This window comes from Bacillus sp. NSP9.1 (assembly GCF_000465465.2).
GTDB lineage: Bacteria > Bacillota > Bacilli > Bacillales > Bacillaceae > Bacillus > Bacillus sonorensis_A.
On sequence record NZ_CP048273.1, the window covers coordinates 1,206,181 to 1,220,405 of the forward strand.

Consider the following 14,225-nt stretch of genomic DNA (forward strand, 5'->3'; position numbering starts at 1 on the left):
GAAGCCGTTGCCGGAGCTGATCGGATATATTTCGAAGAATCTCGAAGGAATGTCCGATGCTCAGAAGACCGCGACGGCGGCGCAGTTGGTCGGAACGGAGGCAGCGTCCGGATTCGTTACTTTGCTTAATGTCGGCGAGAAGGGATTGCGTGATTATTCCGACGAACTCAAGAACGCTGGTGGTACGGCCGATCGCGTAGCCAAGACGCAAATGGATAACCTGAACGGCTCCTTCGAAGAATTTAAAAGCGCGTTAGACGGCCTCGGTATCAAGATCGGTAACGAATTCTTGCCTACTTTCCGAAAAATTGTCGAAACAGGGACGAAGATTCTCGGTTTTCTCAACGAGCTAAATCCGGGGATCATTACGACAGGGCTCGAAATGGCCGGCACAGCCGCAGCAATTGCGCTTGTCACATCGACGATTCTAAAACTCAGTGTCGCGTTGAAAGGGTTGTTCGTATCGATGGGTCCTGCGGGGTGGATTATCACAGGACTTTCAATTCTTGGCGGATTACTGGTAGGCGTTAAAGAAGGCTACGACGAAATGAACACCGTCAGTTTAGAGACGGCAGAGGCGAAGCAGAAGGAGATCGATTCTATAAACGATCTCGCTACAGAGTTTGACAAGTTGAAAAATAAAACGAAATTAACTGCGGATGAGTTTGCCCGTTATCTCGATATAAACGATCTTTTGAAAACTGAAACCGATCCGGATGTAATCAAGCGCCTCAAAGATGAGCAAGCTGACTTGATGGAAAAGTCAGGGCTTACAAACGAAGAGTTCCGCCGTTTCTTGAAATTAAACGGTGAGGTTGTAAAGAAATCTCCTGATACAGAAGCGGCTATTAGCGCACAAGGGAACGCGGTTGCGAAGAATACAGATGCGTTGAAACGTTTGAACGAACAAAAAGCCGAGGAACTTCGTCTGGAGCTTGAAAAACAGAAAAACCTTGCTGAAAAAAATTATGATCAGAACTTAGAGAGACGAAAAAATATCACGAAGGAAATAAACGATCTAACGAAGGACAGAAAAAGGCTTGAATCTGATGTCGCTTCTCAACTCGAGACGATAGAGTCTACTGAGAAAAGGTTATCTCAGGCAAAAGCAGACGGAAACAAGAAAGAAGCTGATTCAGCGCAAACTGTACTAGATGTTCAAAAAGGAACTCTTAAGAACCTCCGAAAGCAATTAGATACAATTTACGGGAAAATTAGTGCGAAGAATACGGAACTAAATAAGGTCAACGAGGAGATTGGAAAACTTGACACGATAAAGCAAAAGATGATCGATCTTGAACTTCGACAAGTAGGGCTTAATGCAAAAAAAGGTGAAGGCGTGAAGGTCATCAATAAGGAGATTGCCCGTTTGAAAGACGCGAAGGCTAATCTTAAAACCAACACTTCGGCCGCAGACAAAAAGACGAAGGAATATCGTGATTCAGTTAAAGCGATCGACACTGAAATTTCGCGGCTACAGAGCGCCAAGAAGAAGGTTCAGGACATCACGAACTCAGCCGAAGATATGAACAAAAAGTTAGCTCGCCGGATCAACAAAAAGATCCACGTCACCTACAGCATGGACGGAACGGAGATCGAAGAGAGTGCGGAGACGTTCAAGAAGACGCACGGCAAAGGCGGACGGGAAGTGCCGTTCCACGTCGGCGGTATCGTCGGCCGCGGTCAAATTAACAAGCTACACACCGGTGGTCTTGCGTCTAAGTTCGAAAATGCTCCGATGAGCCACGAGGTTGACATCCGGGCACTACGGAATGAAATGGTCCTGACGGAAGCGCAGCAGGCGAATTTAATGCGGATGATTGACGCTGGACATACGGCGGCGCTCGAAGGAAGTCCGGGATTATCAAGCGAGGTCATCGGTATATTGCGTTCGATTGATCAGGGCGTCCGACAAAATCGCAATGTAGCCGTTCAAGTTAGCGGAGAAACGATTGCTTCCGCAACTTATCCGTATGTTAATCAGAAAATGACGGGCGATTTAAAAAGCGAGCTTCGAAGCATGGGGGTGAAGGAATGAAGGTTCTGCATAATTTTAAGATCGTATATAAGGACGGCACTGTATATGATATGGCTTCGGACTTTAACGTTTTGGTTCGGAGCTTCACTATTTCTTCGCCTAGCCCTAACATCGAATCGGAGACGCTCGATAATGGCGATGGCTATATCCGTATGGGTAAAACGTGGGGTTCCCGAAAAATATCGGCGTTGTGTATGTTCAGTGCAGTCGATGATTACGACTATGCGTTGCTCGTCGATAAGCTTTTCCGTGTCTTGATGTCGAGAGACGAATACTATTTGATCTCTGATGCGGAGCCTTGGCGTCGATGGCTCGTCGAGGTATCTAGCGAATGGAGTGCCGATCAGCTTGGATCGACTGGAGAATTTCAGCTCTCGTTTGTGAGTGCGAGTCCATACGCAGAGTCAGTCGGTACATCTCTTTCGAACTTCACGACCGACGTTAACCTGTGGGGATTCGGCAACGGCTTATTTGCGGAGGACTATCAATACGTTCACACGGATAAGGCGTTTCATATATACAATGCGGGTGATGCGACGGTTGACCCGAGAAATAAACCGTTAAAAATAACGATTAAGTCGAAAAAGAATATCTCGAAGGTTTCAATCGGATTATACAACGCGACAACAAAAGACGAATGGACGTACACCGGGAGTATGAATACGACCTTGCCGATCGTCATCGACGGCACTCGGACGGTAAGGAGCGCGACATCACTTACTGACAAAACAAACTACGGTCTGATTACGCTTGCTCCCGGCTGGAATAGCATACAGGTTACTGGCGAAGAAGTGGCGGAAGTCTCGTTTGACTTTCGCTTTTATTATTTATAAACACGAAGGGAGGCGGATATATGGCGAATATAAAAGACGTAAAAGCGCCATTAGACCGCGAGTTTCGCAATACGATAAACGAAAATTTCCGGGCTATGAACGGAGACGTATCGGCATCAAAGGCGCAAATGGACGAAGCACTTTCGGAAGCGAAGGCCGCCAACAAAACGGCCAGCGACGCGTTAACGACCGCAGACGAAGCCGAACGCGTTGCGAATAATGTTCAGCAGCAGTTTAACGGAGTTGTGCTCGAAGGCTCTATCGATCCAGAAACCGCACAAGCTCGCGTTGACTATAACGGAAAGGAATATGCGACATTAAAAGCACGTATCGACGCTAACCAGGTCGAAGTAATGTCGACTCAATCATCGGTCCAATCGCTTAGCCTTAACGCGCTGGATTTCAAAGCGGATGGCGACACAGATGCGGTGGCCATTAACAAAGCGATTGATTATGCGGTACAGAACGGACTCGGCAACGTTCACATCTCGAAGGACGTTACGTTAGATGCTCCGATCTACGCGAAAAGTAATATTCGAATCACAAGCGATCCGGCTGCGAAGATTGAGGTTAGCGGGGGCAACGGGATTGTCATCGAAGGCTCAATCGGTGAGGAGATTCCTATCGCGGCTAACCTGACGATGGGAGACACGGTAATCGAAACGACGGTAGCCCACGGCCTTAAGGTCGGAGATTTAGTACGTATTAAATCGCAAAGAGACGCTTTGTCTTCAGACGCCGGCGATAACTGGCGATTAGGATATGCGACGGCTTCTGTACCGGGATGTTATTTCGGAGAATTTGTCCGGGTCAAAACGGTCACGTCAACGACTTCTTTCGAAACCACAGCGGGGCTCCTATTTCCGGACTACCGAACCGACAGCGCAAACGAAACGGCTTCAACCGCACGAGCAACGACAACGATTCAGAAAATCACACCGATCGAGAACGTAATTATCGAAGGGCTCAATTTTACCGGCCAGGCATCTCGCTTCATCACCGCCAAGTACGCTAATCACTGCTATACGCGAAACAATACGGCTTATAGCGTTGCGGACGGGTACTTTATTATTTTCGAAAACTCCCTCGCTTGTGGCGATAGCGGAAGCCGAATCTATTACGATACTACAACGGCTCCGACCGAAATGTACACACGGAACGCCTTCAAGGTCGTATCGTCCCAGGCCTGCGGGTTCTTCGGATCATACGCAGAGAATGGTACGCAGCCGTTTGATATCACGTACACAACCGGCGAGACTCCGTCGATTAACTGCTACGTAAACAATTGCGAAACAAAAGGATCGACGCAAAATCCGATGACGAGCCACGGTGGGACCTATGCGGTCACCGTTTTAGGCAATACGTTCAATGAATGTCAGTTAAATGGTCCGATGATAAGAACGCGCTCTTCTCGGATTTCAAATAACACGGTGATCGGAACTTCGAACAGCTCAAGTTACGGAATAGGACTGTACGAAGGATGGGCGAGGGATTGCGTTGTAACGTCTAACACGGTCTCAAGCTTCAAAGACGGAATCCGTGTGATTGATGGAACTGATGCGGATCAACAATTTAAATGGGTCGGCGCTATTATCTCTAATAACACGATCACAAACACGAACCAGGCGCTCTATATTTCGCGGGACTCTACGAACCTTTACACAGGCGAAGTCGGGATCGAGATTTTCGGAAACGTCGTAAACAACATGGCCGGCACAACAGCGAAGCCCGTACGGATTGAGGCTTATGTTTGTGGTGTTGAGATTCATAACAACGTATTCAATGGTTCCGGAGCCGCAAACTACGGGGTTTATGCGCAACCTAACACGAACCGGATCGCGATTGTACGAAATAAGTTCGTTAATACCGGACGCGGGATTCGTCTGGATGCTCCGACAGATTCAACGATTGGAACTCCTGTTTGCGAAATCGTTGAGAATAAATATCTTGACGGAACATTATCAGCCGATCAGATCGACGGGTGGAAAACGAAAAACAAAGAAATCCTCGGCTTTTTAAATCCGAAACTGGACAACAAAGAATCTATCGGTATGAGTACGAATAGGTGGGCGTACATCTACGTTGCTTCCGGGACTATTTCGACGTCAGACCGAAATTACAAGAAAGATATAGTCGATGAGACTCTCGGACTGAACTTCATTAGCCGCCTAACACCTCGTTCTTATAAATTTCTGGACGGAACAAGCAACCGCACACACCACGGCTTAATCGCACAGGAAGTCGAAGAAGTCGTCAACAGTCTCGGAATTTTGACGGATGACTTTGCGCCAATTTCAAAGAATCCGGAATATGACGAAGCGGGAAACGAAACAGGCGACTTTATTTACGGATTGCGCTACGAAGAGCTAATCGGACCTTTAATCAAAGCGACGCAAGAACTTTACGCACAGGTTCAGGACTTGGCCGCAAAAGTAAATAAACTTACGCCTGATTCGACAGGCTCGATTGCTCTTTCGCAAAACGCCGACTTGCTCCTGTATCTAGCGGATTCAAGCGATCCGGACTGGTGGTTTAAAAACATCCGGATTCTTTATACAAACGGCATGTATTCGAAGGAACAAGTCGCTAATTACGTCACACTTGCGAAAATTAGCCGCGAACAATACGCAGCAATTACCGGAGAAGTTTACGAGGAGGGCACCGCATGAAAATAACGAATATAACCGGTTCTTCCGAAGTATTATCCGGTTATACCAATCTCGCGATAAAGCGGACAGTGAACGGCGATATTTCGCTGTCTTTTTTATTGCCGAAAACGGAGCAAAATGCGCATGCATTCGATCTAGTCGAAGAGGAATCAGTCCTGACATACAACGGAATTGATTACCGTATAAAGCAGTGTGTCGAGCAACTGGTCGGGGTTACGCCGGTTAAATCCGTCACAGCCCCGCACGTTTTTTTCGATCTAATCGATGATTTCCGTTATGATACGTTAACGACCGGTTTTAAATCGATTAACGTTATTTTCGATTTCATATTCCGCGATACTGGATGGACGTTTAGCATTATCGATTCGTTCGATACGGAGGAGTTCGAGAATTTCGGAAACGATAACTGTATATCGCTATTTAAAAATGCACTTGATAGGTTCGAAGCTGAGTACGAAATTATCGGCCGCGATGTACGGATTTTTAAACAGATCGGTAGTTCGCCCGACTTTCAATTCCGGTATAACCACAATGTAAAAACGTTTAAGAAAACGGTTGATAGCTCGAATTTATCAACATATATTCGCGGCGAAGGAAAACGAGATAATAACGGGGACCCTATCGTAACAGCGGAGTATACATCGCCTCTTGCCGGTATTTATGGCATCCGACATGCTCCGATATATTCGAATGAAACGATTACGAAAAAAGCGACTTTGGAGCGTTATTTAAAGGCGAAGCTTCAGGATAAGCCGGAAATCACAATTGAATTAGACTTCGTTGAATTGAAAAATGCCGGATACGCAGTAGCGAAACCGAGTCTTGGCGATACCGTTCCGACAATTTATGAGCCGTTAGACGTAAGTCTTAACCTTCGCGTAATGGAAATCGAAGAGTATCCCGAATCAAACACGGCACCGAAAGTAACGCTCGCTTCGACAGTAAAGACGTTCGCAAAGTCGGTCATTTCTTATTCGAAGCAATTGCTCGATAAAATATATGATGAGAATTCCGGGAAACTGCGATATGATGCGTACGACGAAGCGGTTCAGCGAGCAACCGAGGCGCTTAATAATTCGTTGACTCAACTGGAATATCCGGAAGGCATGGGGATTATTGCGCGAGATCCAAACGATCCTAACCGATTCGTTGCGTTAAGGTCGAGCGGATTAGGCGTCACAGTAGACGGAGGCCAGACGTTTAAAGAAGCGATCACGGCAGACGGCGTTGTGACCAGCGTTCTGACAGCCGGACAGATTAAAACGAACAATATTCAGATCATCGGAAACGGTGATCTTTTTTATTGGGACGGAAACTATCTGATCGCAATTAACGCCGCCGACCGTAATAAATTTGTGCGTCTGGATTCAAGCGGCCTATATGTCGCAAAGGGAGCCGTATCGATAGAGCGTCCGGACGGTGCGGTCCTTGTAAATAACGGAAAGTTTGCGTTTAACCTAGCGGTTCAAGAAAAGCAGTTCTATGATCCGGCTGTGGTCGAGTTCACCGGAAGCTACTATCAATCGGATTCGACTTCGTATACGAATGCGGAGGTTCTTTATATTTCGCATGACGCGCGGTTCTTGAACTTAACGGTCGCAGCTCGTATACCTTATACGGGTACAACTGACCCACTCAATACCTACGTCAGACTTTCGGAATTTGACGCAGATGACGGAGCCGAATCGGTAGTATCCGAAGTGTCTATACCAACAGAGAAAAACAAGACGAACTATGCGCAAATACAGGTTGATCTCGGTATACCTACGTATAAAGCTCGGAACTTTTATCTGCAATTTAAGTCGGGTTGGTCCGGTAGAGCTACGATGGTAAGAACAACTCGCGCATGGTTAAACGGATAGGAGGCGTAATCATTGGGCGAACCATCGAACAACGAATTAAACGATAAGATAGCCGACATTCGCGAATGGCTTGTGCGTATCGATACGAAGGTCGATTATTTCAACGAAGTAAAACATACAGCAGATCGAGCGTATGAAAAGGCCGACGAGGCGTTGATACTCGCGAAAGAAAGCCAAGCGGATATCTCCGATATGAAAGCAAATACGAAATGGTTATGGGGCGTAATGCTAACGGTCGTTGGCTTGACGATTTCGGGAGCTGCGCTATTTTTATGAGCCCGTTCGGTGAGAGTCCGGCGGGCTTTTTATTATACGAAAAGGGAGACGATTAAATGGCGATTTCAGTCCGAAAAAATCTAGTCGCGTCAAGCAAACATTCGCTCAAGTGTCCGTATTCAATGAACGCGAAGTATATCACGTTCCATAATACGGCGAACGACGCTCCAGCAGCGAATGAAATTTCGTATATGGTCCGGAACAACAACGAAGTATCGTATCACTTCGCAGTAGACGATAAGGAAGTCGTTCAGGGGATTCCGACAGATCGCAACGCTTGGCATTGCGGAGATGGTAGCGGCTCTAATTCCGGAAACCGTACGTCAATTGGCGTCGAGGTATGCTATTCGAAATCTGGCGGCGCTAAATATAAAGCGGCCGAAAAATTAGCGATTAAATTTATCGCACAGCTATTGAAGGAGCGCGGTTGGGGCGTTGATCGTGTCCGGAAACACCAGGATTGGTCCGGAAAATACTGTCCGCATCGGGTTCTCGATGAAGGCCGTTGGGACGAAGTGAAGTCGGCTATTGCGGCGGAACTTAAAGCACTCGGAGGTAAGTCGACTTCTTCTACGAAATCATCTGGAAAGACCTATACCGTTAAGAAAGGCGACACGCTTTCAGAGATCGCAGTCAAAACGGGTGTTAGTGTGGCGAAACTTCAGTCTTATAACGGCATCAAAAATCCGGATAAAATTATGGTCGGTCAGGTGCTGAAGCTTAAGGGAAGTGGCGGTTCATCGTCCAAGTCATCTAAAAAATCGTTCACTCTACCGGACGGAATCATCAAAGTAACGAGTCCGCTGACGAAAGGGACGAAGGTAACGCAAGTTCAGTCTGCACTGGCTGCGGTTTATTTCTACCCGGACAAAGGCGCAAAGAACAACGGAATCGACGGCTATTACGGTCCGAAAACAGCGAACGCAGTCAAACGGTTCCAGTTGATGCACGGACTCGCAGCCGATGGAATCTACGGACCGAAAACGAAAGCGAAACTTGCTGCGGCATTGAAAAAAGAAGGCTATTCCGTAAACTAATCGAAAAGGGAGACGATATAAATGAAAGAAGTACTATTGTTCGCGACTGTATTAGCGCCTATTCTTACGGCGCTTGTTCAACTCGTTAAGAAAACGATTAACATGCCGACTAATATCGTACCGGCAGTAAGCTTCGTTTTGGGGATCGTACTCGGAGCGGTAGCATATCCGTTTACGGACCTCGAATTAGTATTACGGTTGTGGGCCGGGGGCTTTGCGGGCCTCGCTGCGACTGGTCTTTTCGAGATCGGTGTGAAACGTGAAGGAACGACTAAGTAAGCGGAACTTTTGGCGGGCGCCTGCGTATAAGATCGTAGGTGCTCGTATACATAATTGTAATGACATACAACTTTAGTATGGGTTAAAATTGAGGAAGAAGATAAGGGGGTCTCATTATGGTTAATTTTATTAAATATGTAGGTTTCTCGATACTTGCGGCAGGAGTAATTACTTTCTTGTATTTAGGTTTAGGTATGAAAACATATGAACCGGGTCTTTCAGAAGGGTATACATATGAAGAGCCTCATCCGTTGAGATGGGTGTATGCAATCGCATCTTTTCTCTCGTGCGCATTTTTTGGAAGTGTTTTACTTGGAATTTCTCGAATTTTACAACACAAAGAGAGCGAATCGGAATATCTAAAAGGAATTCATGAAGATATTAGGCATATGAAAGCTCGTAATGGGATCATAGATTAACCTTAAGCTCCAACTTTAAACAGTTGGGGCTCTTTTTTTGTTCCGCCCAAAGAATTCCTCAATCAACCTCGAATAATTCGTTCATATCAGTGATGTTAAATTTATCAATAATTTTTTCGAGAGTCTCCTTCGGATACCTCTTCGTTTTACCCGAACAAAGCTCACTTACTGCGCGAGTAGATAGCTGCAATTCTTTTGCGATTTCTTTCTGCTCATACCCATTCTCCTCAAGCAGCTCTTTAAGACGAAGTCGCATTCACCTCACCCTTTCGCATTCTATATCCGTAGTATACGATAAAGTTAAAAATTACGCAATCCGTAATTGACAATTCCGTTTAGTGTAATTATAATTACGTTAAACGGAAATTACGGAAGGCGGAATCGTTATGCATTACTTAGCGGAACACCAAACGTTCAACTCGACGGCTGAACTCAACACGGCTGTCTACGAACACATTAAACGCAATACATACGAATTGAACGACACAGACCGGACGGCGTTGAAGACGATTGCTCGCTATGCGGTCAAGTTCGCCGGCGCAGCGCATCTTAAAGCGGACACACTCGCGGACCTCATCGGAAAGTCCGTCAAGACTGCGCGTCGTGTCGTCAACAAACTCGCATCACTTTCGATCATTCAAAAGATCGCGACAACACGGAAAATAAACGGCGGTCACGGCGCCAATATCATCGTTATTTTACCGATTGACCAGTCGACAATGACCATGCGTGAGGATACGACGAAGTCAACGGAGACAACGGACGAAGCGCCTAAAACTGCGAATGAACCATCGCATTCTATAAATCTTTCAAAAAATCACGTAATAGATACGGTGGCGGCCTGCGGTCTTAAAAATGCGTTACCAAGCGAAGTCTACTCCGCAATGGCGCGCTACTTCGAAGCAGACGAAATTTATAAATACTACGGAATCTTATTGCGGGCTAAGGCAAGCGTAGACCCAACGCTAATCATCGAGGATCAGCCGCAGCCATTCGTTGAAGCGTGGCATGCTTCGATTCTCAAACGAAAACAACGGAAAATAAGCCGTTTTGACGACTACCTATACGCTAGCTTCCGACAAGCCGCATGGACGGTAAAAGCCCGTGAAAATCGCATGAAAAACGTTGGGCTATTGGCGGACTTCGAAACGTTCCTAGAAGCGGAATAAATTGCTCGGGAACATTTGTTCGTGTTATACTTTCGGCATAGGACCGAAGGAGGAAATACGAATGACATTACGCGATAGAGGAACGATGAAATGGACGTCTATATTCTTGCCGGAGCACATTGCGCAGTTGAGGCGGGTTAAGTCCGAAATGGATAACGCCTATAACCGGAAGCCGTCGATTGATCCGGAGCAGTGGTCGGACTTTGAATCGAAAATACAATACGCGTACAGGACCGGAATGGACTGCGAGATCCGTTATTGGCGGAATTGGGTCGCTGAATCGGTAAGCGGCGTGATTGAATCCGTTGATCCAGTCGGCGGGGCATTGCGGATTGATGGCGTAGAAGTGCCGTTTAGGGAGATCGTGTGGGTTGCGTTGGAGGACGTGTGACTTCGCGGAAAAAGCAGAGTATAGTATTACGGACTTGCAACGTAGCGCGTCCGATGTGTATAATAAGATCGATTGACGATTGAAAAACGGTGACTAAGCGCATGAACGCTTGACTTTACGGAATGACTGAGCGGAAGACTTAACGGAAATTACTTCGGAAAGCTGGCAGTGTAGAGGTCAGCGGTTCGAGCCCGCTATGCTCCATACTGAAAACCCTTGATATATCAAGGGTTTTTTATTTTCCTGTTAAGAAATTGGGGTGTATTCTTGAATTGTTGGCAAAACCTTTTGTCAGTGATCGATTCTAATGTTTTAAGGTTTGTCTGTGGATAGTATTACCGGAATGGCTACGTGGACGAAGTTATTCGCAACATAAAAGCGGGCCATCCCCGGCCTGCTAATATATCATTAAATATCAGCGCTCTTTTTCAGCTTTTAAAAGCTTTTAAAAGTTTTTTCAGTCCGTAAACCGTAATAAAGCCGGATAAAGCTAATCCACCAATAAAATACAGTAATAAATATAATGTACCCATTGGGGACATTCCTTTCTTAGTTGGATTTTAATCGGGATTTTTAATTTATTATAAAAAAAACTGTTGCCAATTTCTAGAGGGCCTATTTTATTTCCACACTAGTTAACGTCCTCAAATTTAATTGAAATTGGTGTCTCCTTTTGAATCCATGACATGAAAAACCTTGCGGACTTCACATATTATCCTTTCCATGTCTTTTATATGGACCATGTCGAGTACTGGTCTTTCTCACTCTGTTGTGGTTGCTGTCCAACTCTCGAAGCAAACTGACATGTTACGGCAGCATTATGCCTGTCCATGTGATTGTTCCCCGATCTTGTCATCTTTCATGAAGTTATTCTTCTTTGAGAAAATTAAATAGGAACGAATATTCGTATTTAGCTTTGGGATAGAAGAAGTCCCGACAAAGCATGCAAAAAAAATTGCAGGAGTTATAACGGGGTATATTTGTCAACAGCTTAGCTTACATAAACAAGACTTTATTAAACCTTTCCGGCATAACCAATTTCTCTGAAAGGTTCCGGCCAACGGTAACTAGATCACTTCGATTCAATTGTTTAACAGCAGCTTTTCCTAGTGCATGACACCCCAGTTTCATCTCTTCCGGACAAGATTTTAAGCATTTTGCCAGGTGTTCTGCTGCTTCTTCTATATCCAAATCCTCTTTAAATTTTCCTAAGCTGAAATAAAAGGGATGGACAGAATCGAATATACTTGTTCAGAAAGCATCATCTACACTGACAGTGTAGAGCGCTATGCTCCATATTGGAAACCCTTGATATATCAAGGGTTTTTTTATTTTCCTTTTTATGAAAAGCGCATCTTGAAAAAGTCGGTTATTAATATTCCCTCATGACGAGATAAATAAAAGAAAAAAATCAATTTCAACTGGAAAATCCCCTGAAACATACCAGCATAAACAATGCTCATGTTGTAAAAAGTAACGGTGAATATGAAGAGAAGGAAGTGAGACAATTTGAATTTCCAGTGGATAACAACACTGTTTAGAAACAGAGGTCTTTTATTTGGCCGAAGAAGAAACAGAGGAACCATGTGGATGTCTTTATTAGGCTTAGGAATTGGTGTAGCTGCATTTTTGTTCAGAAGGAATGGCAATCAAAATAACCCTGTGCAAAATGTAATGAAAAATTTTACACAACAAGGCAATCTGCAAAATGCTGCGCTTACCAATGAGTTTGCAAATGAAATAAAACCTAACCAAAATGCATTTAACACCAAGAAGAATTAATTATTAAAGAGCCCCCCTTATAAAAGAGGTGGGTCTTTTTATACTGATCAGCCGCCTTTTTTCAAACCTTTAAATTGGTTTTCCACCGCCTAATAAATAATGTTGCTTCTTGTCTTTATTTCCTATTTTTTGATTTTGACTTTTGCTTTGAACCCCTTTATAATGTTAATGATTTTGAATTTTATGGAGGTTTATTAAAAAATGACACATTCAATGAGACTTCGATTCCCAACTTTGAACCGTTAATTTAATACGTTCAAAGGCTCTGTTTGTGCAAACAGAGTAAACGGGATCAGTCTGTCCTTTTTTAATAATCTTCATTTTTCGCATTGAAATATGTGATTTGTGTAGAAAGGCGGATCGTTGTGCCTTTCTTTTTTTCCCTCTTTTGTTTTTGAAAGAAAGGTTTATTTGACGACGACTGTTTTGCCTTTCGCCAATTTAATAAGGATAGATTTTCTTCCCTTTACTCTAAATCACAGGCAGGTGGCTTGTGATTTTTTTATTTGAAAGGAAGAGATCATATGGCGAAAAAAATTCGTAAGGACAGCGGAAAAAAACGAAGCCGTGAAGAACCTCCCAATTTTTCTGGACAGCATTTAATGTACAATAAAAAGCTGCTGAATGAAATCGTAGATCGAGCAAATGTAAGCCAACATGAAACGGTTTTAGAGTTAGGAGCCGGAAAAGGCGCGCTCACAACTATTTTAAGTCAGAGAGCCGGCAAGGTTTTGGCCGTAGAGTATGATCAAAAGTTTGTCGATATTCTTAAACGCAAAACCGCACAGAACGCAAATACGAAAATTATTCATCAAGACATTATGAAAATCCATTTACCGAGAGAAAAGTTTGTTGTTGTCTCGAATATTCCATATGCCATCACAACAGCGATTATGAAGATGCTTTTGAACAATCCTTCAAACAGGTTTCAAAGAGGTATCATCGTAATGGAAAAAGGAGCAGCTCGACGATTCACTTCAAATTCAGTAAAAAACTTTTATGTTTTGGTTTGGAAAATGTGGTATGATATCCGACTCGTTCAAGTGATATCTAAAGAAAATTTCTCCCCTCCGCCAAAAGTGGACTCAGCACTGGTTATGATCACCAGAAAGAAAGAAGCGGTCATTTCTCATAAGGATTACATGGCTTTTATGGGGCTTGCCCAATATGCGCTCAAGAAGCCGCAAGCTCCTTTAGACCTTGCTTTAAGAGGGATCTTTACTTCTCCCCAAATGAAGCATTTGAAAAGAAATTTAAACATCAACAGTGGAACGTCTATCGAAAGGCTTAATGAATATCAATGGGGGGTTGTTTTTAAAACAATGGTTCAACATGTACCGCGAGCTCGTTGGCCAAGAGTAAACAAAAAGAAAATATGAAAAAAGTCGGCCAGCTTCAGCAGCCACGATGAGAAATCAAGTTTTTCTTTTGATTTAAGGCACCCGGGGTATTGTTCAAATAAAGCAAGAG

Annotated in this window: 15 protein-coding genes; 13 read left to right on the plus strand and 2 right to left on the minus strand. The window is 44.5% G+C overall.

All coding sequences use genetic code 11. From position 1 onward, the window contains the following. The first annotated feature begins 7 nt into the window (after positions 1-7). The 8 genes from M654_RS06125 (at position 8) to M654_RS06160 (ending at position 9,413) form a co-directional block, all read left to right on the plus strand. The gene (locus M654_RS06125) at positions 8-2,038 is read left to right on the plus strand and encodes a phage tail tape measure protein (protein ID WP_236251207.1); all 2,031 of its coding nucleotides are present in this window, start codon (positions 8-10) and stop codon (positions 2,036-2,038) included. Positions 2,039-2,088: 50 nt separating this feature from the next. Next, positions 2,089-2,871 carry a phage tail family protein gene (locus M654_RS06130; protein ID WP_236251248.1) on the plus strand — a complete coding sequence of 261 codons (783 nt, stop codon included), beginning with the start codon at positions 2,089-2,091 and terminating at the stop codon, positions 2,869-2,871. 20 nt (positions 2,872-2,891) lie between these two features. Then, positions 2,892-5,540 (plus strand): XkdX family protein, encoded by a 2,649-nt coding sequence (locus M654_RS06135; protein WP_026588442.1) that lies wholly within the window; start codon positions 2,892-2,894, stop codon positions 5,538-5,540. Next, the gene (locus tag M654_RS06140; protein WP_051290425.1) at positions 5,537-7,402 is read left to right on the plus strand and encodes a phage tail protein; all 1,866 of its coding nucleotides are present in this window, start codon (positions 5,537-5,539) and stop codon (positions 7,400-7,402) included. The genes M654_RS06135 and M654_RS06140 overlap by 4 nt, the downstream gene beginning before the upstream one ends. 12 nt (positions 7,403-7,414) lie before the next feature. Next, a complete protein-coding gene (locus tag M654_RS06145; RefSeq protein WP_026588441.1) occupies positions 7,415-7,678 on the plus strand; it encodes a hemolysin XhlA family protein in 264 nt (87 codons plus the stop codon). Between the two features lie 56 nt (positions 7,679-7,734). Continuing rightward, a complete protein-coding gene (locus tag M654_RS06150) occupies positions 7,735-8,715 on the plus strand; it encodes an N-acetylmuramoyl-L-alanine amidase (RefSeq protein ID WP_026588440.1) in 981 nt (326 codons plus the stop codon). 21 nt (positions 8,716-8,736) lie between these two features. Then, entirely contained in the window at positions 8,737-8,994 is a 258-nt protein-coding gene (locus M654_RS06155; RefSeq protein WP_026588439.1) for a holin, read from the plus strand. 116 nt (positions 8,995-9,110) lie between these two features. Continuing rightward, positions 9,111-9,413, plus strand: coding sequence for a hypothetical protein (locus M654_RS06160; RefSeq protein WP_026588438.1), 303 nt, complete (start codon positions 9,111-9,113; stop codon positions 9,411-9,413). Positions 9,414-9,471: 58 nt separating this feature from the next. Here M654_RS06160 and M654_RS06165 read toward each other — a convergent pair whose 3' ends face one another. Next, complete coding sequence (locus tag M654_RS06165) at positions 9,472-9,669, minus strand: helix-turn-helix domain-containing protein (protein ID WP_026588437.1); 198 nt, start codon at positions 9,667-9,669, stop codon at positions 9,472-9,474. A gap of 130 nt (positions 9,670-9,799) precedes the next feature. Between M654_RS06165 and M654_RS06170 the strand changes: the two genes are divergently transcribed. Beyond that, positions 9,800-10,582 carry a helix-turn-helix domain-containing protein gene (locus tag M654_RS06170; RefSeq protein ID WP_026588436.1) on the plus strand — a complete coding sequence of 261 codons (783 nt, stop codon included), beginning with the start codon at positions 9,800-9,802 and terminating at the stop codon, positions 10,580-10,582. Between the two features lie 61 nt (positions 10,583-10,643). Continuing rightward, entirely contained in the window at positions 10,644-10,973 is a 330-nt protein-coding gene (locus M654_RS06175; RefSeq protein ID WP_026588435.1) for a YolD-like family protein, read from the plus strand. Positions 10,974-11,969: 996 nt separating this feature from the next. On the opposite strand, the gene M654_RS06180 is transcribed toward M654_RS06175, so the two are convergent. Continuing rightward, the gene (locus tag M654_RS06180; RefSeq protein ID WP_026588434.1) at positions 11,970-12,164 is read right to left on the minus strand and encodes a hypothetical protein; all 195 of its coding nucleotides are present in this window, start codon (positions 12,162-12,164) and stop codon (positions 11,970-11,972) included. 399 nt (positions 12,165-12,563) lie between these two features. Here M654_RS06180 and M654_RS06185 point away from each other — a divergent pair, with 399 nt between their 5' ends. From M654_RS06185 to erm, 3 genes are all read left to right on the plus strand, one after another. Continuing rightward, entirely contained in the window at positions 12,564-12,755 is a 192-nt protein-coding gene (locus M654_RS06185; protein ID WP_142246038.1) for a hypothetical protein, read from the plus strand. Between the two features lie 201 nt (positions 12,756-12,956). Next, positions 12,957-13,001: an erythromycin resistance leader peptide gene (locus M654_RS24310; RefSeq protein WP_156177705.1), complete on the plus strand. Its 45-nt coding sequence runs from the start codon at positions 12,957-12,959 to the stop codon at positions 12,999-13,001. A 278-nt stretch (positions 13,002-13,279) separates the two neighbouring features. Beyond that, positions 13,280-14,134 (plus strand): 23S ribosomal RNA methyltransferase Erm, encoded by an 855-nt coding sequence (erm, locus tag M654_RS06195; protein WP_026588432.1) that lies wholly within the window; start codon positions 13,280-13,282, stop codon positions 14,132-14,134. Positions 14,135-14,225 lie beyond the last annotated feature (91 nt).